This is a genomic window from Sphingomonas sp. SORGH_AS_0438 (assembly GCF_031453475.1).
Taxonomy (GTDB): Bacteria; Pseudomonadota; Alphaproteobacteria; order Sphingomonadales; family Sphingomonadaceae; genus Sphingomonas.
In genome coordinates this window covers 15,946-31,075 of the sequence record NZ_JAVIZS010000004.1, presented here as the reverse complement: position 1 = coordinate 31,075, position 15,130 = coordinate 15,946, and the positions used below count along the sequence as shown (strand labels likewise).

General features: G+C 59.9%; 22 protein-coding genes. 5 read left to right on the top strand and 17 right to left on the bottom strand.

The window, feature by feature from the left end:
* Position 1: 1 nt before the first annotated feature.
* The 4 genes from QE452_RS18935 to QE452_RS18920 form a co-directional block, all read right to left on the bottom strand.
* Complete coding sequence (locus QE452_RS18935; RefSeq protein WP_309730809.1) at positions 2 to 1,165, bottom strand: efflux RND transporter periplasmic adaptor subunit; 1,164 nt, start codon at positions 1,163 to 1,165, stop codon at positions 2 to 4.
* The gene (locus QE452_RS18930; protein WP_309730806.1) at positions 1,162 to 2,424 is read right to left on the bottom strand and encodes a TolC family protein; all 1,263 of its coding nucleotides are present in this window, start codon (positions 2,422 to 2,424) and stop codon (positions 1,162 to 1,164) included. The genes QE452_RS18935 and QE452_RS18930 overlap by 4 nt, the downstream gene beginning before the upstream one ends.
* A 54-nt stretch (positions 2,425 to 2,478) precedes the next feature.
* Positions 2,479 to 2,811 carry a hypothetical protein gene (locus QE452_RS18925; protein WP_309730803.1) on the bottom strand — a complete coding sequence of 111 codons (333 nt, stop codon included), beginning with the start codon at positions 2,809 to 2,811 and terminating at the stop codon, positions 2,479 to 2,481.
* Positions 2,812 to 2,891: 80 nt separating this feature from the next.
* Entirely contained in the window at positions 2,892 to 3,524 is a 633-nt protein-coding gene (locus QE452_RS18920; RefSeq protein ID WP_309730802.1) for a cation transporter, read from the bottom strand.
* 61 nt (positions 3,525 to 3,585) lie between these two features.
* Here QE452_RS18920 and QE452_RS18915 point away from each other — a divergent pair, with 61 nt between their 5' ends.
* Positions 3,586 to 4,005, top strand: a complete 420-nt coding sequence (locus QE452_RS18915; protein ID WP_405052844.1) for a helix-turn-helix domain-containing protein — start codon at positions 3,586 to 3,588, stop codon at positions 4,003 to 4,005.
* A gap of 31 nt (positions 4,006 to 4,036) precedes the next feature.
* Here the strand turns inward: QE452_RS18915 and arsH are convergent, their stop codons facing one another.
* From arsH to QE452_RS18885, 6 genes are read right to left on the bottom strand one after another with little or no spacing between them, the layout of a single operon-like run.
* Positions 4,037 to 4,783, bottom strand: a complete 747-nt coding sequence (gene arsH, locus QE452_RS18910) for an arsenical resistance protein ArsH (protein WP_309730799.1) — start codon at positions 4,781 to 4,783, stop codon at positions 4,037 to 4,039.
* On the bottom strand, positions 4,783 to 6,069 hold the full coding sequence (locus tag QE452_RS18905; protein WP_309730796.1) for an arsenic transporter: 1,287 nt from the start codon (positions 6,067 to 6,069) through the stop codon (positions 4,783 to 4,785). The genes arsH and QE452_RS18905 overlap by 1 nt, the downstream gene beginning before the upstream one ends.
* Positions 6,069 to 6,494: an arsenate reductase (glutaredoxin) gene (gene arsC, locus QE452_RS18900; protein ID WP_309730793.1), complete on the bottom strand. Its 426-nt coding sequence runs from the start codon at positions 6,492 to 6,494 to the stop codon at positions 6,069 to 6,071. The genes QE452_RS18905 and arsC overlap by 1 nt, the downstream gene beginning before the upstream one ends.
* On the bottom strand, positions 6,491 to 7,027 hold the full coding sequence (locus QE452_RS18895; RefSeq protein ID WP_309730788.1) for an arsenate reductase ArsC: 537 nt from the start codon (positions 7,025 to 7,027) through the stop codon (positions 6,491 to 6,493). Before QE452_RS18895 ends, arsC begins: the two co-directional genes overlap by 4 nt.
* Complete coding sequence (locus QE452_RS18890; protein WP_405052843.1) at positions 7,024 to 7,371, bottom strand: ArsR/SmtB family transcription factor; 348 nt, start codon at positions 7,369 to 7,371, stop codon at positions 7,024 to 7,026. The genes QE452_RS18895 and QE452_RS18890 overlap by 4 nt, the downstream gene beginning before the upstream one ends.
* A gap of 54 nt (positions 7,372 to 7,425) precedes the next feature.
* The gene (locus tag QE452_RS18885; RefSeq protein ID WP_309730783.1) at positions 7,426 to 7,791 is read right to left on the bottom strand and encodes a hypothetical protein; all 366 of its coding nucleotides are present in this window, start codon (positions 7,789 to 7,791) and stop codon (positions 7,426 to 7,428) included.
* 227 nt (positions 7,792 to 8,018) lie between these two features.
* Here QE452_RS18885 and QE452_RS18880 point away from each other — a divergent pair, with 227 nt between their 5' ends.
* Complete coding sequence (locus QE452_RS18880) at positions 8,019 to 8,831, top strand: hypothetical protein (RefSeq protein WP_309730779.1); 813 nt, start codon at positions 8,019 to 8,021, stop codon at positions 8,829 to 8,831.
* On the opposite strand, the gene QE452_RS18875 is transcribed toward QE452_RS18880, so the two are convergent.
* The 4 genes from QE452_RS18875 to QE452_RS18860 form a co-directional block, all read right to left on the bottom strand.
* Positions 8,760 to 9,962, bottom strand: a complete 1,203-nt coding sequence (locus tag QE452_RS18875) for a DUF4417 domain-containing protein (protein WP_309730776.1) — start codon at positions 9,960 to 9,962, stop codon at positions 8,760 to 8,762. The two genes, QE452_RS18880 and QE452_RS18875, sit on opposite strands and share 72 nt — an antisense overlap.
* Positions 9,959 to 10,309 carry a hypothetical protein gene (locus QE452_RS18870; protein WP_309730773.1) on the bottom strand — a complete coding sequence of 117 codons (351 nt, stop codon included), beginning with the start codon at positions 10,307 to 10,309 and terminating at the stop codon, positions 9,959 to 9,961. The genes QE452_RS18875 and QE452_RS18870 overlap by 4 nt, the downstream gene beginning before the upstream one ends.
* Complete coding sequence (locus tag QE452_RS18865) at positions 10,309 to 10,875, bottom strand: hypothetical protein (protein ID WP_309730770.1); 567 nt, start codon at positions 10,873 to 10,875, stop codon at positions 10,309 to 10,311. Before QE452_RS18865 ends, QE452_RS18870 begins: the two co-directional genes overlap by 1 nt.
* A gap of 118 nt (positions 10,876 to 10,993) precedes the next feature.
* On the bottom strand, positions 10,994 to 11,218 hold the full coding sequence (locus QE452_RS18860) for a DUF2188 domain-containing protein (protein WP_309730767.1): 225 nt from the start codon (positions 11,216 to 11,218) through the stop codon (positions 10,994 to 10,996).
* Between the two features lie 188 nt (positions 11,219 to 11,406).
* Here QE452_RS18860 and QE452_RS18855 point away from each other — a divergent pair, with 188 nt between their 5' ends.
* The 3 genes from QE452_RS18855 to QE452_RS18845 are packed head-to-tail and all read left to right on the top strand — an operon-like array spanning position 11,407 to position 13,150.
* On the top strand, positions 11,407 to 11,967 hold the full coding sequence (locus tag QE452_RS18855) for a hypothetical protein (RefSeq protein WP_309730764.1): 561 nt from the start codon (positions 11,407 to 11,409) through the stop codon (positions 11,965 to 11,967).
* Positions 11,964 to 12,395, top strand: a complete 432-nt coding sequence (locus tag QE452_RS18850) for a hypothetical protein (RefSeq protein WP_309730762.1) — start codon at positions 11,964 to 11,966, stop codon at positions 12,393 to 12,395. The genes QE452_RS18855 and QE452_RS18850 overlap by 4 nt, the downstream gene beginning before the upstream one ends.
* Positions 12,392 to 13,150 (top strand): ImmA/IrrE family metallo-endopeptidase, encoded by a 759-nt coding sequence (locus tag QE452_RS18845; RefSeq protein WP_309730760.1) that lies wholly within the window; start codon positions 12,392 to 12,394, stop codon positions 13,148 to 13,150. The genes QE452_RS18850 and QE452_RS18845 overlap by 4 nt, the downstream gene beginning before the upstream one ends.
* 42 nt (positions 13,151 to 13,192) lie before the next feature.
* Here the strand turns inward: QE452_RS18845 and QE452_RS18840 are convergent, their stop codons facing one another.
* Genes QE452_RS18840 through QE452_RS18830 form a run of 3 tightly spaced genes read right to left on the bottom strand, consistent with a single transcriptional unit; the run spans position 13,193 to position 15,019 of the window.
* The gene (locus QE452_RS18840; protein ID WP_309730758.1) at positions 13,193 to 13,627 is read right to left on the bottom strand and encodes a DUF488 domain-containing protein; all 435 of its coding nucleotides are present in this window, start codon (positions 13,625 to 13,627) and stop codon (positions 13,193 to 13,195) included.
* Positions 13,624 to 14,238 carry a DUF488 domain-containing protein gene (locus QE452_RS18835; RefSeq protein ID WP_309730756.1) on the bottom strand — a complete coding sequence of 205 codons (615 nt, stop codon included), beginning with the start codon at positions 14,236 to 14,238 and terminating at the stop codon, positions 13,624 to 13,626. Before QE452_RS18835 ends, QE452_RS18840 begins: the two co-directional genes overlap by 4 nt.
* A gap of 7 nt (positions 14,239 to 14,245) precedes the next feature.
* The gene (locus QE452_RS18830) at positions 14,246 to 15,019 is read right to left on the bottom strand and encodes a dual OB domain-containing protein (protein WP_309730754.1); all 774 of its coding nucleotides are present in this window, start codon (positions 15,017 to 15,019) and stop codon (positions 14,246 to 14,248) included.
* Positions 15,020 to 15,130 lie beyond the last annotated feature (111 nt).

The window sequence follows — 15,130 nt, the reverse complement described above, 5'->3', positions numbered from 1 at the left end:
CTCAGTCCATGTCCATCCCGCCACCCTTGCCGAGTTCGGCTTTCAGGGTGAACGAGTTCGTGGTGGCGATCCGCTCCTGGCCATTGAGGCCGGAGCTGATGATTACCTGATCGCCGTTGCGGCGACCGGCCGTGACCGGGGTCGCGTGGAAGCCAGTCGGGGTGCGGACGAAGACGACGGTGCGGTTCTCGATGCTTTGCACTGCCGTGGAGGGGACCGAGACGCTACGATCGCCGCTCCCGGGCAGCATGAAGCTCGCCGTCACCGGCTCGCCCACCCGCCAGGTATTCCCCGCATTGTCGAGCGTGGCGATGACAGGCACGAGGCGCGTGCTGTCATCGAGCGCCGGGGACACGAACGACACCCGTCCTTCCTGTCTACGACCGGCTGCGGTTACCTCAACCCGCGTACCCGGCCGGATACGGCCTGCATCCGCGGGCGAGACCGAGGCGGTGATCGTCACCCGCGAGAGGTTCGCGACCCGGTAGAGTTCGGCGTTCGCATCGACGGTCTGGCCGAGGACAGCCGGACGGGCGATTACCTGCCCTGAGATCGGCGAGCGCATGGCGATGCGGTTGAGGGCACCACCACCGCCCCCCGTGGCACCGAGCTGTTGCTGCGCGAGTCGCAGCGCGATCCCCGCCTCCGTCGCCGCGGTCCGCGCCGCCACCAGGTCCTGTTCGGGCGAAACGCGCTCGGCAAATAGCCGTTGCTCGCGCCGTAGGTTCGACTGCGCCAATGCGGCGCGGGCGCGAGCGGCCTCGACTTCCGCCTTCAGCGAAGCGGCCTCGCGGCTCTCGATCACCGCCAGCGGGTCACCCTGCCGAACAGGCTGGCCGAGGTTGCGCGTGAGCGCGACCAAGCGACCGCCGATGGTCGCGGAGACGACCTGGACGCCTTGGGGATCGCCCTGGACGAGCGCGGGCAACTCGATCGCGCCGGCGACCCCGCCCACCGTCGGGCGGGCGACTTCAATGCCGGCGTCGGCGATCTGCCGCGCCGTGAGCGTCACCGCATCCTTATCCGCCTTCTTCTCGGCCCCCTCACCCTTTTCCATGCCCTCCATCCCGGCCATGTCGTCGGTCTTCTTCTCGGCCCCGCCGCACGCAACGAGCGCCAGCGGAAGCAAGGCGGACAGCAGGGTCCGCGCATGATTGGTTTTCATCGTGCATCCTTCGCATCGACAGGCGCCGGGGCGGCGAGCCGTTCCAGCCGGGCCTGTGCGTCATGATAGGCGGCCAGCGCGTCGATCGCGGCCGCACGGGTGTCAGCGAGCGTGCGCTCAGCCTCCAGGAGATCCAACTGTCCGAACTTGCCCTCACGGTAGCCGATCCGGGCGATCCGGGCGGCTTCCTGCGCCGCGGCAAGAGTCGGGCCGGTCGCGTTACGGGCGGTCGTCGCCGCATTGGCGACATCGCCCTGTGCCGATGCGATGGCCTGTTCCGCATCGAGGAGCGCGAGGCGGCGCTGCGCGTCCGCCTGGGTGCGTTGGGCAGACGCCAGATCGACAACCGCGCGGCCGTTGTTGAAGAGGGGCAGCGGCACGGATAGGCCAACCACGGCAGCAGTATCATTGGTCATCGCAAGCCTGCGTGCGGATGCGCTGATCGTCACGTCGGGAACCCTCTGGCTTCGGGCAAGGCGGACCTGCGCCGTCGCCGTGGTGAGATCGGCCTGCACCGCTGCGGCCGTCAGCGTGCCTTCACTGCGCACCGGCAACCGTGGTCCTGCGCCTTCGATCCGGGCGAACCAGGCTGTATCCAGCGAACTGGCGCCGCGCCCGATCAGTCGGGCAAGATTACCGAGCGCCACTTGGGCAGATCGCTCCGCGCGCTCCGCAGCCCCTTCCGCATTCAGCCGGGCGACGTCGGCGCGTTGCTCTTCGAGCGGTGAGGCGCGACCGGCTGCAACGCGGACCCGCGCTGCACGCAGTACCTCGTTTGCGATCCCGACCTGTTCGCGGGCGGTGACTACCCTGCGTTGCGACGCCGCGGCATCGTTATAGGCCTGCGTGACCCGTAACCGGAGATCGGCCTGTACGATCGCCGCTTCAAGCGAAGCGCGGTCGAGTTGCGCATTGGCGACTGCTACGCGCGCCGACCGCTTGCCGCCGAGTTCGAGCGGCAGGGACACGCCGACCGTCGTTTCAGCCGAGCGCAGTCCCCTATAGATACCGGTGCCAGCGACGTTCTCGCTCATCGCGTCGAGCGACGGATTAGGCCGCAATCCGGCGATCGAGCGTTGCGCTTGTGCCGCCTGAATGCCCGATCGGGAAACCTCGACCGCCGGCGATACCGCGCCGGCCGCGGTAAGTGCTTCATCAAGGGTCAGCGGCGGTGCCGACGCCTCCGTGTCCTGTGCCTGTGCCGAGTTGCTCGACGCACAGGCTGTCGCGACCAGCACGGCCGCTATCATGCGCTTCATTGTAGATGCTCCTGACGAACCAGTCTCAGGCGCCGGAAGGCGCCCGGTGCGTCGTCAGGCCTGTGGTGGTCGAAGCGCCGGATCGTTTTGATGAGCAAGCCAGAGCGGAGCCTTGTGGCTCGCAAATTCGGCCCAATTGTCGATCAGGGCGACGTCGACACTATGCTCAGCCGGCGCGGCGACATGGTGGCCGTGACAGACGGTGTGATGATGAGGATAGCCCTTGTCCGCATCCGCCGGCACCTCGTCGCAGTCACCAGCCATGTGCATGATTGTATTGACCTGAGAGGTCTCGATGCACCCGACGCTTTCCGTAGCCTGCGCCATGCCCGCCCAGCCGGTCAGGACCAGCATCAGACAGGCGAGAAAGGGCAGCAGCTTGCGCATGAGCTTGCTCCTTATCATTCCACGAGAATGGCGTAACCCGCGATCATCAGACGCTACCCGGCCAGCGTTGCTTTCGGCCTTCATGAGCGGCCACCCATTTCTGCCAACGCACCTCGGGCAATCTCCCAAGCGGAGTGCAGGAACAGGATCGCGATGACGCCGGCGACCGCGAGGTCGGGCCATGCCTTTCCGGTCCACGCCACCAGGCCGGCGGCAATGACGACGGCGATATTGGCGACAGCATCGTTTCGGCTGAACAGCCAGATGGCCCGTACATTGGCATCGCCTTCGCGAAACCGCGACAGGACGAGCGCCGCACTGACGTTGATGATAAGGGCGACGATCCCGATGCCGCCCATCAGATCGGCGTCGGGTGCCACGGCGTTCATCGCGCGCCAGATGGCAAAGCCGATGACACCTAGGCCCAATGTTCCGAGGAACAAGCCTTGGGAGAGAGCAACCCTTGAGCGAGCTGCCGCCGTCCAGCTCAGCGCGATGAGGCCGAACAATGAGATCGTGCCGTCGCCGACGAAGTCGAGCGCATCAGCTTTGAGCGCCTGGCTGTCGGCGATGAACCCACCGACGATTTCTATCAGCCCGAAGCCGAGGTTAAGAAGTACGACGATCCATAGGGCACGACGATAGGCTGGGTCGCGCTCCGCACGTTTCGTATCGCCCGTGCAGCCGCACGTAGAGGATTCGCTTGCGCTCATCCCGCTCCGTTACGATCTACAGTCACTGTAGAAGCAACCGGAAAATCGCGAGGATCGCAAGGTGTTGATGATTGGCGACATAGCGAAAAGGACCGGGACCAAGGTCAACACGATCCGCTTCTATGAAGACATCGGCCTGATGCCGGAGGCTGCGCGCACGGCAGGTGGGCGCCGTACCTACGGTGATGCGGAGGTTCGCCAGCTCGCCTTTATCCGGCATGCCCGTGATCTGGGGTTCTCGACTGACGAGATTCGATCCCTGATCGCCTTGTCGGCCAACCCCGATCAGGATTGTAAGGAAGCAGGCTCGCTCGCTCGCCGGCACCTTGCGAGCGTGGAAGACCGCATTGCCCGCCTAACGGCGCTGAGGGACGCCTTAGCTGATGCGACACGGGATTGTGACGGCGGCAGGATTGCTGACTGCCGGGTTATGGAAGCGATCACGAGGCCGCCTGATTTGGCTAGCGGAGCGCGGGTCTAAGGCCGCACGTACACACCACCTGACGAGCCCGTCAGGATTGCGGCGCTGTCGCGATGCTGGAGAGGTCCTTAGCGGTGTCGATCGGCACCCCGGCTTCCTTGCGCTCCGAATAGCGATCTACGAGTTGGGCTGTGTGCGGGCGCAGAAGCACCGTGAAACGCACCAGCTCCTCCATCACGTCCACAATCCGGTCGTAATAGCTGGACGGCTTCATGCGTCCGGCATCATCGAACTCGTTGAACGCCTTGGCGACGCTTGACTGGTTCGGGATCGTCACCATTCGCATCCAGCGGCCCAGCACGCGCAGCGTATTGACGCTATTGAACGACTGCGATCCGGCCGACACCTGCATGACCGCGAGCGTGCGCCCCTGCGTCGGACGCATCCCGCCCATCGACAGCGGCAAATGGTCGATCTGCAACTTCATGATGCCGGTGATCTGGCCATGTCGCTCAGGACTGCACCACACCTGACCTTCCGACCACATCGACAGCTCGCGCAGCTCATGAACGGCCGGATGGTCGTCGCCGGCGTGCCGGTCGGGCAGCGGCAGAGTGGACGGGTCGAAGATGCGCGTCTCGCAGCCGAAGAAGCGGAGCAGGCGCGCCGCCTCCTCGATGCACAGGCGCGAATAGGATCGCTCGCGCAGCGAACCGTAGAGCAGGAGGATGCGCGGCGCGGGATCGAGCGGGCCGAGCCCCAGCGCTGGCCGCTGGATGGCATAGGCGGGATCGAGCGCCGGTAGGGTATTGGGATCGGACAGGTCACGAAGCGGCATCAGGCAATTCCGATCCGGATCGCGAGCGCCGCGAGGGTGACGAGCAGCACCGGCACGGTGAGCGTGACCCCAACCCGGAAGTAATAGCCCCATCCGATCCGCACGCCCTTTTGCCCGAGGACGTGGAGCCACAGCAGCGTTGCGAGCGACCCGATCGGCGTCAGCTTGGGGCCGAGGTCGCAACCGATCACGTTGGCATAGATCATCGCGTCCTTGATCGCGCCTGTGGCGTGTGTCGCGTCGATCGACAGCGCGCCCACCAGCACGGTCGGCATGTTGTTCATTACCGACGATAAAACGGCCGCGATGATACCCGTACCCAGCGCCGCGCCCCACACCCCGCCTTGTGCGGTGCGATCGAGCAGCGCCGCCAGATGATCGGTCAGGCCGGCGTTTCGCAGGCCATAGACGACCAAGTACATACCGAGCGAGAAGATCACGACCTGCCAGGGTGCGCCGCGCAGCACCTTGCCGGTCTGGATCACATGGCCCCGCCCCGCGATCACCAGCAGCAGGATTGCGCCGGCAGCGGCCACGGCGCTGACCGGCACGCCAAGCGGTTCGAGTAGGAAAAACCCGGCGAGCAGCAGGGCAAGGACGATCCATCCGGCGCGGAAGGTCGCGGCATCGCGGATCGCGTCGCGCGGCGCGCGAAGCGCCCCCACGTCATAGTCTGCCGGTATGTCGCGCCGGAAGAACAGCAGCAGCGCCCCCAGCGTGGCGGCGATTGACACGAGGTCGACCGGCACCATCACGGCCGCATATTCGCCGAACCCGATCCTGAAGAAGTCGGCCGACACGATGTTGACGAGGTTCGACACGACCAGCGGCAGGCTGGCGGTGTCGGCAATGAAACCGGCCGCCATGACGAATGCCAGCGTCGCCTTGTCCTTGAATCCCAGCGCCCGCAGCATGGCGATGACGATCGGCGTCAGGATCAGCGCCGCGCCATCATTGGCGAACAGCGCTGACACCGCCGCGCCGAGCAGCACGATCAGAACGAACAACCGGCGACCATGCCCTCCGCCCCAGCGGGCGACATGCAGCGCGGCCCATTCGAAGAACCCGGCTTCATCGAGCAACAGGCTGATGACGATGATCGCGACGAATGCGGCGGTCGCGTTCCAGACGATGCCCCACACCACCGGCACGTCGGACAGGGTGACGACGCCTGCGAGCAGCGCCACGACGGCGCCCCCCATCGCGCTCCATCCGATGCCGAGGCCCTTGGGTTGCCAGATGACGAGCGCGATCGTCGCGACGAAGATCAGGACGGCGAGAAGCATCAGGCGACGCGCTGGCCCGAGGCGTCCACCACTTGCTCGCCGTCTTCCTTTGCGAACGCGCCGAGCTGGCCGGTCGGCAGCAGATCAAGCACGGCTTCGGATGGCCGGCACAGCTTCACGCCGAGGGGCGAGACGACCAGCGGCCGGTTGATGAGGATCGGGTGGGCCATCATCGCGTCCACCAGTGCGTCGTCGGACAGCGACGCGTCGCCCAGGCCCAGCTCGGCATAGGGCGTGCCTTTTGCACGTAACAAGTCGCGGGGCGTCATGCCGGCGCGATCGATCAACTCGACCAGCAGCGCGCGTGCAGGCGGCGTCTTCAGATACTCGATGACATGCGGTTCGATGCCGGCGTTGCGGATCATGGCGAGGGCGTTGCGAGACGTGCCGCACTCGGGATTGTGGTAGATGACGATGTCAGTCATGCCCGGTGCTCCATGTCGGCATTTTCTTGTTCGGACATCTGGTCGTGGATGTCCTGGAGGCGCTGACGCACGGCCATTGCCGGTACTTCACGGTTGTGGATGGGCAGCTCGACCAGCTTGGCGATGCGGCGGGTCAGCGCGTCGTGCGTGGCTTCGAACGCCGCGTCCACGGTCGCATCGTCGCCGGTCACCGCCGCCGGGTCGGGCAGACCCCAATGCGCCTTGATCGGCGTCCCGGTCCAGACCGGACAGACTTCGCCCCCGGCATTGTCGCAAACGGTGATGACGATATCCATCGAAGGCCCTTTGCCGTCCGCGAACTCGTCCCAGCTCTTCGAGCGGAGGTCATCGGTCGGATAGCCGTGCCGGGCGAGCAGCCGCAGCGCGCCCGGATGAACCTGCCCCTTGGGCGCTGAACCTGCCGAGAATCCACGAAAGCGTCCCTGCCCCAGGCGATTGACGATCGCCTCGCCCAGAATGGAGCGCGCACTGTTGCCGGTGCACAGCACCAGAACGTTGGTGATATGGCTCATGCCTTGCCCTCTGGCAGGCAGCGGCTCCGCATCGCCAGCGCGGCGAGCGGTGCGCAGACCTCGGGATTTCCCGCGCAGCAGTCTTGCATCAGAAACTCCAATAGCTCGGTCATCTGTTCGTATCGCGCCGTGTAGATCACCGAGCGACCGTCGCGCCGGTTCTCGATCAGCCCGGCGTTCGACAGGATGGTGAGGTTCGCCGACAGCGTGTTCGGCAGCACATCGAGCCGGCGGGCAATTTCGCCGGCGGCAACCCCTTCCCGGCCTGCCTGGATGAGCAACCGGAAAATCGCCAGGCGGGTGGCGTTGGCGAGAGCCGACAAGCCGGAGACAGCGTTCTTCATTTCCATATTTCTGATGTAACGGAAATGAGGGGCCCCGCCAACGCCCAAGCTCGCTCAGCTTCGCTTTTCGCGCACCTCGAACGATCCGACGCCGCCCTTGCGCACCGTTGTGGTGCAGGCTTCGGCAGAGGAATCCTTGAACGGGCAAGGCAGCGTCGGCGATTTCAGCGAGATGGTGATCGGTCCACGCGAGCTGCCCTTGTATTCGCATTCCAGGCGCCACACGCCGTTGACCGAGAGGCTGGGACGGCTCTTGTCGAGGAAGCGCACCGTCTCGTCACCGCCACGGGGCCACACATGGCACTTTACGTCGAAACCCTGTTCTCCTTCGACGGTCATGACGGTGGGAGCCGGCGGCTGGTCAGCCGCCAAAGCCGGAGCGCTTGCGAGCATGGCCATCATGTAAACAGCGAGCTTCATCGATAATACCCTTTCGATTCGACTATTCCAAGATACCAGAATAAACGAACCAAGCAAGGTGTCGTGAGTTTTGGTGTCAAAACCGCTCAGTTTTGACACTGGTTGTGATGCGTCAGCCTCCGGCATTCGCGACCAGCCCGTCAGAATTACGGCTAAGTATTTGACATTAAGTTGCCTCCAGAGCAGTCTCTCAGACTTGCTACCGCTTCTAAAAAAATTGAGCCTATATGGCTGTTGAGAAGGCAGATTTCTCTGTTGCAGATGATCTATTGCGTGAAGCGACCAAAGGTCTGCTAGGCGATCGTCCATCTATTGAGCTGAAGCGGTCAGGTAGGATCGGTCCCCTTGTAGAATTGGCGTTGGCTTCCATTGCCTATCCTGATCAGTATCGCTCACTCACTGTGAGCAGCCCTTTTGCTATGAATTTATCCGCGGCACTTCGTAATCGGCGACACTTTGGGAGCGGGTTTAAAGATGTCGCGGGAGCTTTCCCTCTCGATGTAATTAATCCGGTCACGTCTGACGCCCCGGACTGGGATCTGTGGACGAAGCACGCTGAGAATATTGCCATATCTATGGGACTGAACCGACCTTTGCTTGCCAGCTTACTCGGCGCTCTCGGTGAGTTACAGGACAACGTGTATGAACACAGCGGTGCACCAGAAACCGGAGTTGTGGCTTATGCCGTAACGTCTACGTCATTCGAATTTGTAGTCGCTGATCGAGGTGTTGGCGCCCTCAAGAGCCTGCGGCAAAATCCGCAATATGCCGAAGTCGCCGACGACGGAGAGGCGCTTCAATTGGCGATCACAGACGGCGTTTCTCGATTTCAGGAAGGTGGTCGCGGAAGAGGTTTTCGGCAGCTGTTTCGCGCCCTGGTCGGGCATGCTGCTGAGCTGCGCTTTCGTAGCGGCGACCATGCATTGATGTTGCGTCCAGGAGCTGATGCAAACATCGCCACTTCTGCCTTATCGCAGGTAGCACCCTTGGATGGACTTACGATTTCCGTATTTTGCAACGGCCAATCGCTGACCTCCTGAGCTTAGCCGCCGATCAGCGTGCAGCCGTTCCAAGTAGGTATGGTGGCTATGCAAGGTCGCAATATTGTGTTCGAGAAGATCGTCTAGCGGTGCACCGGACGCTGTCGGATAGCTACGCCAGAGGAGCCGGCCGGCTTCCGTGAAGTAGGCCTGTCTTCGGCAGCGCGTTTTGTTGAACGCGTCCGTATCAATCATTGTGACGTCGTTGAATGCCAGACGCAACGGCTCGAGAACCCGGACACCGCCGCGTGCGATAAGTCGCAGGTCGCGGCCTACGTTGGCGGCAAGCTCGCAAAGCTGCGCGACATGCCAGTCGATGCGGCTACCACGACCAGCGCCGGTAGCGAATTCAAAGGCCACGCATTCAATCTCAGGCCGAGCTGCGAGCAATTGAGTCCAGCTCCGATAATCCTGTTCCGTGCGGGCGTTCAGGTGAAGTGCGACCGGAAGGCCGGCATTGGCCATTTCCATGCAGGTGAGCAGGATGCGTTTCATCGCGTGTAGATTATCGTAACGGGGGACATCGGTGAGCACGCTGAAGTTAGGCGGCGTGATTAGCGAAACATCAAGAGAGCAAAGCTCGTCGAGCATCGCCTTGCGATTTGCCAACTCCCAATAACGTTCAATCTTACGATCGCGGGCGACCCCGGACACCACTAACCGCGCGGCCGGATCGATCCCAAACTGCGTTGCCAAAGCTTCGCGATCACGGAATTTGAGTGTTCCGCGGCTCAAATCTATAAGGGTGTAAAGCGGTACGGCAACGATTGGGAAGTTAAGCCTTCCGCTCCGCGCCGAGCGGTGCTCGATGAGTGGGACCATGGCAGGCAACGGGTCGACAGTGACGCGCGGGCCGCGGGGCGAATCCATCAGTTTTAGTCCACCTACTTCTCGCACGCGGGCGACAAAGGCGGCAGGATTGCCTCGGCAAACCAGATCGCAGGTCGACTTATCGGCGCAACGGCAATAGTCGCTGCAATCGAAAAAGCTGCCACCTTTGTGAGCGCCACCGCAGGAGTCGCGATCCACGCAGCCCCAACAGCCCAGCGACAGTGACGCTGTGTCGGGATTGTCCCACAGTAGCTGCGGGTTTCGGAAGGTGCGGGGCGGCGTGACGGGCGAAGATTTCATCGGATGCTAAGCTCCGCGTGGGTGCCGAATAATCCGACACGCTCGACAATACCCAGAGCAACCCCGCCGCCACCGGCAATGGCCAACCGCATTTGGGCGGGAATGCCAGGAATCGCTCCGATGCACCGCTGTCCGCTGCAAACGATCACATCTGCTCCATTGCACTGAACAACGACCTGATCGCCGACATGCAGATTGCAGGAGGTATCCAGATCGGCTGACACAGTTCGCGCCTGCTCCGCAAATTGGACATCGAACAAGGTTGGTGTCTTCATTCGGTCGAGGCCCATGTTCCAGCGCTTCCGCCAAGCCTTGCCCGATTGCTCGCGAATGAAATCGACGCCCATCAGGTAGCCTCCATTACCGGCGTGAATAGCTTAGTCTTGCCAATCCTAAATTCCATTACGATGCCTTTAGTGGCAAGCGTGGCGAGTCGGTTGCTCCATGCGCTGACACCGATCCCTTCATTGGGCCGTAGCTTTGCAAGTTCCGGAGCAGAGATACGGTGATTTTCACAAATCAGCTTAAGCGTGTTGCGGTGTGCCGTATCTAGCAGGCCAAGAATATGCGGCTTACTTGAAGTTCCTGCCTTATCTAATGAACAAGCCCACATCGCATCGTTATGATCGGCGAGGTAGTCAAATAGCTCTTCCTCGATTGCAGCATTTGCATTCGCCACTACCGGGTAAAGGGCACCCATCGCTTTTCGGCTGAAGTCTCGGAACCCCAAGACGGCTTCGCGCAGGAATGATCCGGTAGCGATGTCGATGCCGGCAAAATCAAGATACGCGATCGTCGGCTCGTTAACCGGCCGGGTCTCGCTAATTAGACTGGCTAGCATCTGCCGCCCCATCGCGCTGCCGGCTAGTGTGAGCTTCTCTGCTGCAATTTCAAAAATCGAGTACCGAATCATTCACCAACCTCACTGTGCAAAGTGAAGATAGTGATTGAAGGTTGTTGGTCAAGGGGAGTCATCCTCTCCGCTATGCTTCAGTGTGACGGGCCGTGCCTGTAAACACGGCCCGTCAGGGTCAGCCTTGCGGCGGGAAGGGGTCACCACCGTAGCTGTCGCGATCCCTGATCTGGCCGTTGCGGCCGTGGATCAGAAGTTCGCTGTGCTGGCGCTGCGCGATGCCTCGCGCAGCATCGATCGCCTCACGCTGAGTGTCATGGACCGACGTCGCGCGACCGTTGCCGGCACCGCGAACAGCCCAACCACCTGCGTGCGGGACGACATGCTGGTTCTTTCCGGACATAGTTTTACCTCCTTTCTCGCGCTTCGAGGGTAAGACGGCTTGCGACCCCGCTCCCGATCGTCTTCATTGACTATCAAGGAGGTAGGCTGAAACGGCGGGTGCTCTCGGACATCCCAACACATTTTTTTGTGTCGTGTCTGAGCCGCGCTGAAAGTCAGCCTACTCCGTCAGGAAGCCGGCGGAGTTGAGTGAGCGAACCGACCCTTGATCTTGCGGAAGCGCGGCAGGCGATCGAACGCCTGACTTCAAGCGACCTTCTCAGACTGAGGAGGGCGGGACGACAATATGCGTTTGCGGCAGGTTGTGAAGCCGACGACCTCCTCAACGAAGCTGTATGTCAGACGATCGAAGGCGTTCGGAATTGCCCGCGCAGGATGGGAATGGTGGAATTCCTAGTCGGCGTTATGCGCAGCCGCTCGTCCGCCAGGCAGCAAAAGGTCGAACCCGAACTGGTGTCGGTCGATGCGACCGACGTCGAGGGCCGGTTTTTGCACGAGCCGGTAGAAACGAAACCCAATGTCGAGGAACTGGCGCTTTCACGTGAAGATGCGTCGGCTCGGCGAAACGCGCTGGAAACCTTGTTTGCCGATGATGAGGAAGCAACCCTGTTCCTGTGGGCATACCTGGACGACCTGCCGAAGGAGGAGATCATGACTATGATCGGTGTCGATATGACGGCGTATGCCACTATCCGACGCCGCGTCCGTCGCACGATAGATGCGGCGTTTCCTAATGGATGGTCATCGTGAGCGGGCCGGGGCGTCCTCCCCCCCCGATTGACCGTCTGGCGGATGAACTGGTCGCAGACATCATGGCTATGTCGGACGCGGAATTACTGGCGGAAGTCGAGGCCGAAGGGCTGAATGCCGAAGATGAAGCTGACCGCATCCGCGCTATAATCTCGACCGCAACCGCCCGATCCGGAAAATTGCGTCTCCAGGCTGCGCGAGCAGAGCTCGATCGCGCAGCCGGAACGGGCCGGGGGCAAGTCCATCAGCTTCCTCTCAGAGATCGGGCTGCTGTCCTCGCCCGGTTCGCCAACGACGACACCAAGCTGAAAAGTCGGCTGACGATGGCTGCTCGCAACGGTGAAGGCATCACCGAAAAAGAGATGAATGACATCCTCGCAGATTTGCGAGAGCTTGGTGCCATTGACGAAGACGGCAACCCAATTTGAAGGGACTCGCCCAAGCCGAAAAGCTTTTGCAGTCCTTAGGCGTCACTCGTCCCGATGAGATCGATATTGAGGCGATCGCGTGGACGATGGGCGCCAAGGTGCGCAACGGCATTCTAGAGAGCTGCGAAGCCCGGATCATCGGCTTTCGCGATCAGGCGATCATCACCGTAAAAGGCGATGGCGATCCGCGTCGTCGGCGCTTCTCAATCGCGCATGAGCTGGGTCACTGGCAGCATCATCGCGGTCGCTCGTCGGTCTGCAGGGCGAGTGAGATCGGGAGTTTCAGCCAGGGCGGTGCCGGCATTGAACGGCAAGCCGATAATTATGCCGCCGACCTATTGATGCCGGCCTATCTGTTTCGACCGCTTGCTGCTGCCCACCGGCGCCCGTCGTTCGAGGTAATCGATGCTCTGGCTGCTGCCTTTTCGACCAGCCGGTTGGCGACGGCACTACGGTTCATCGATCATAGCCCTTGGCCCTGTATGATCGTTTGCCATAGTCAGAACGGACGCCGATGGTTTCGACGCAATAGTGGCATTCCTGATCACTGGTTCCCCCGGGATAGTATAGATCCCGAGTCAGACGCCATGGAAGTGCTGTACGGAAATACCGATCGATCAAGATCAACGATCATCGGGGCGGACGCCTGGTTTGATCGGTGGGATGCTGAAAGATTTAATGTAACCGAGGAGTGTGTCAAAGGGTTTGGTAATAACGTAATTACGCTCCTCACGCTTTCAGATCGTATGATATAATGAGAGCATAAATGCACATATATATCATCAATATAAACAACTTTACAGATGAACTATATTAATACCGGGATGAAAATCTGCCAAGTAGTTGACCGCTAGTCGGCGATGGCAATGTTCAGGCGTTGCCTCGCTGCATAATAAGCAGGCGCCGTTAAGATCGCTTTCAGAAATCTTTAATTCGACCTTTCTAGAGGAAATTAAATAGAGATAACGCCGCTCGTATTCTGCCCATCCTATTTCTTTTTTCTTATAAGCATCTAGTATATCACTAGTAGGCGCAAGATCGTTATTAATAGAGTAGCTTATAGAACAAATGGAATCTAAAAAATATTCTAAATCATCTTGTTTTGCAAATCCGGACAACTGCGAGACGCGATTTAGTCTGGTGTCTATGACCTTCGTGACCCCGGCAACTTGTAGTCGATTAAAGAATCGGCTTGCTTTGCTCTTTGTAAAGCCAATTGTAAAAACCTTCACTCGGCCTTCCTTTCGTGAGAAGGGTTGCGTTCGCGATAAGCAACCGCAGCGCTTTGTTTTTCATAGGCAAGATTCACAGACCTTTCCCAGTCACCTGGTTGCCGAAGGAGTGGTGGAGGTGCGGCATTGTGAAGCTGTACTAAGCGCTCATCAAACTGCTTCTGAGACTCGATCAGCCCATTAGTGTGGATGTGAAATATAGAAGAACTTAAATCGGGAAGATTTCGGCAAACTAAAACGGCTCTATGACATTCGATAGGATCGCGTTCTGAGCAAACAATGGCAAGATTCAGGCTTTGCACGCCGTTCCTCAGCCTAGAAAGACCAGCCTTAAAGAAGTCTGCCGATGATATCCTGTCGTAAGTGGCTTGTCCGTTAACATAGCATGACCGGTCCTTTGGTCGGGCGCCTAATTGATCCCCCATAAAGACGTACTTAATTCCACCATTATTAAGAATTCCTCTAAGAGGAACTCTAGAAAAATCTGGCTTATAATGAGAATAGGGGGTGGACCTTACGTCGCAAACCACATCTATTAGATTACTAGTGAGTAATTCGACAAAAGAGCTTGGCTCCAGCCCCGAATAACCTATGGTAAAAAGCTTTGGCATATGTTTTCTATGCTGAAACAATAATGCCGTTTAATTGTACGTAGCATCTCATCGGGTTATATTCATTATTCTTCCCCTTCCACGCCCGAGATAGCCCAAGACGCAGCGCTACTGGTTTAAAATAGCTGGACATTGATATTCTTTCATTTAAGGAGGCTGCGCCTTCTTCAAGGCTTTTGGACGACTTTGCAGTAAGATCGGTCACAGGGAAATTGTGCCAACTGCCTTGGCTATCCCGATATGAAACCTGAATCTTGTCGTAAAAGACGCTTGCTTTTAATTTGCTATGTGAAACCATAATGCAGCCGAGTGAGCGACACTTTGTGCCTGCAACAACATACTTTTCATCGTTGATCTGGTTATCAAAGACGCTGTCTGCGTCGGAATCCGAGTTGTCTCGACAAGCAATGTAGAGATCGTCATTCGATGCTGTTCCAAGGCGGCGTACCGTTTTTACGCGGTAGTCCTCGCTAGCGTGTGGGTAAGCCGAAGAGCCAGCCGCCGCAGGAACTAGCGACAGGATGTTACCGACTACCATGTAATCTTTATCAACCCACTTGGACTGTTCCCAATTTCGTCCGTCAGGCTGCAGTGGGCGGATCATAGCGCCAGAATGAATGTCTAAGCCGGCTACACACACCATGCCCCCCGTCATGCGGGTTACCTCAGTAATGACAATCTGACGTTCGCCGTCAATTTTGTACTGTGAGCTAAGTGACTTCAATCCCATCGATCCCCCCTCGTCGATCGTACCGCTGTCGTTCCCCGACATATACGCCATCGCAATCATTCGCCAGCGGCGTAGGTGTCAAAACCGGTCGGTTTTGACGCTGCAGAGCTGGCCACGGTTTTCCAAGGGTTTGCGTGTGTCAGAATCCCGTGTCAGAACCAA

Bases quoted from the DNA above. Each gene is read 5' to 3' on its own strand.
- QE452_RS18935 (WP_309730809.1), bottom strand. From the start codon at position 1,165: ATGAAAACCAATCATGCGCGGACCCTGCTGTCCGCCTTGCTTCCGCTG.
- QE452_RS18930 (WP_309730806.1), bottom strand. From the start codon at position 2,424: ATGAAGCGCATGATAGCGGCCGTGCTGGTCGCGACAGCCTGTGCGTCG.
- QE452_RS18925 (WP_309730803.1), bottom strand. From the start codon at position 2,811: ATGCGCAAGCTGCTGCCCTTTCTCGCCTGTCTGATGCTGGTCCTGACC.
- QE452_RS18920 (WP_309730802.1), bottom strand. From the start codon at position 3,524: ATGAGCGCAAGCGAATCCTCTACGTGCGGCTGCACGGGCGATACGAAA.
- arsH (WP_309730799.1), bottom strand. From the start codon at position 4,783: ATGCCGCTTCGTGACCTGTCCGATCCCAATACCCTACCGGCGCTCGAT.
- QE452_RS18905 (WP_309730796.1), bottom strand. From the start codon at position 6,069: ATGCTTCTCGCCGTCCTGATCTTCGTCGCGACGATCGCGCTCGTCATC.
- arsC (WP_309730793.1), bottom strand. From the start codon at position 6,494: ATGACTGACATCGTCATCTACCACAATCCCGAGTGCGGCACGTCTCGC.
- QE452_RS18895 (WP_309730788.1), bottom strand. From the start codon at position 7,027: ATGAGCCATATCACCAACGTTCTGGTGCTGTGCACCGGCAACAGTGCG.
- QE452_RS18890 (WP_405052843.1), bottom strand. From the start codon at position 7,371: ATGAAGAACGCTGTCTCCGGCTTGTCGGCTCTCGCCAACGCCACCCGC.
- QE452_RS18885 (WP_309730783.1), bottom strand. From the start codon at position 7,791: ATGAAGCTCGCTGTTTACATGATGGCCATGCTCGCAAGCGCTCCGGCT.
- QE452_RS18880 (WP_309730779.1), top strand. From the start codon at position 8,019: ATGGCTGTTGAGAAGGCAGATTTCTCTGTTGCAGATGATCTATTGCGT.
- QE452_RS18875 (WP_309730776.1), bottom strand. From the start codon at position 9,962: ATGAAATCTTCGCCCGTCACGCCGCCCCGCACCTTCCGAAACCCGCAG.
- QE452_RS18870 (WP_309730773.1), bottom strand. From the start codon at position 10,309: ATGGGCGTCGATTTCATTCGCGAGCAATCGGGCAAGGCTTGGCGGAAG.
- QE452_RS18865 (WP_309730770.1), bottom strand. From the start codon at position 10,875: ATGATTCGGTACTCGATTTTTGAAATTGCAGCAGAGAAGCTCACACTA.
- QE452_RS18860 (WP_309730767.1), bottom strand. From the start codon at position 11,218: ATGTCCGGAAAGAACCAGCATGTCGTCCCGCACGCAGGTGGTTGGGCT.
- QE452_RS18835 (WP_309730756.1), bottom strand. From the start codon at position 14,238: ATGCCAAAGCTTTTTACCATAGGTTATTCGGGGCTGGAGCCAAGCTCT.
- QE452_RS18830 (WP_309730754.1), bottom strand. From the start codon at position 15,019: ATGGCGTATATGTCGGGGAACGACAGCGGTACGATCGACGAGGGGGGA.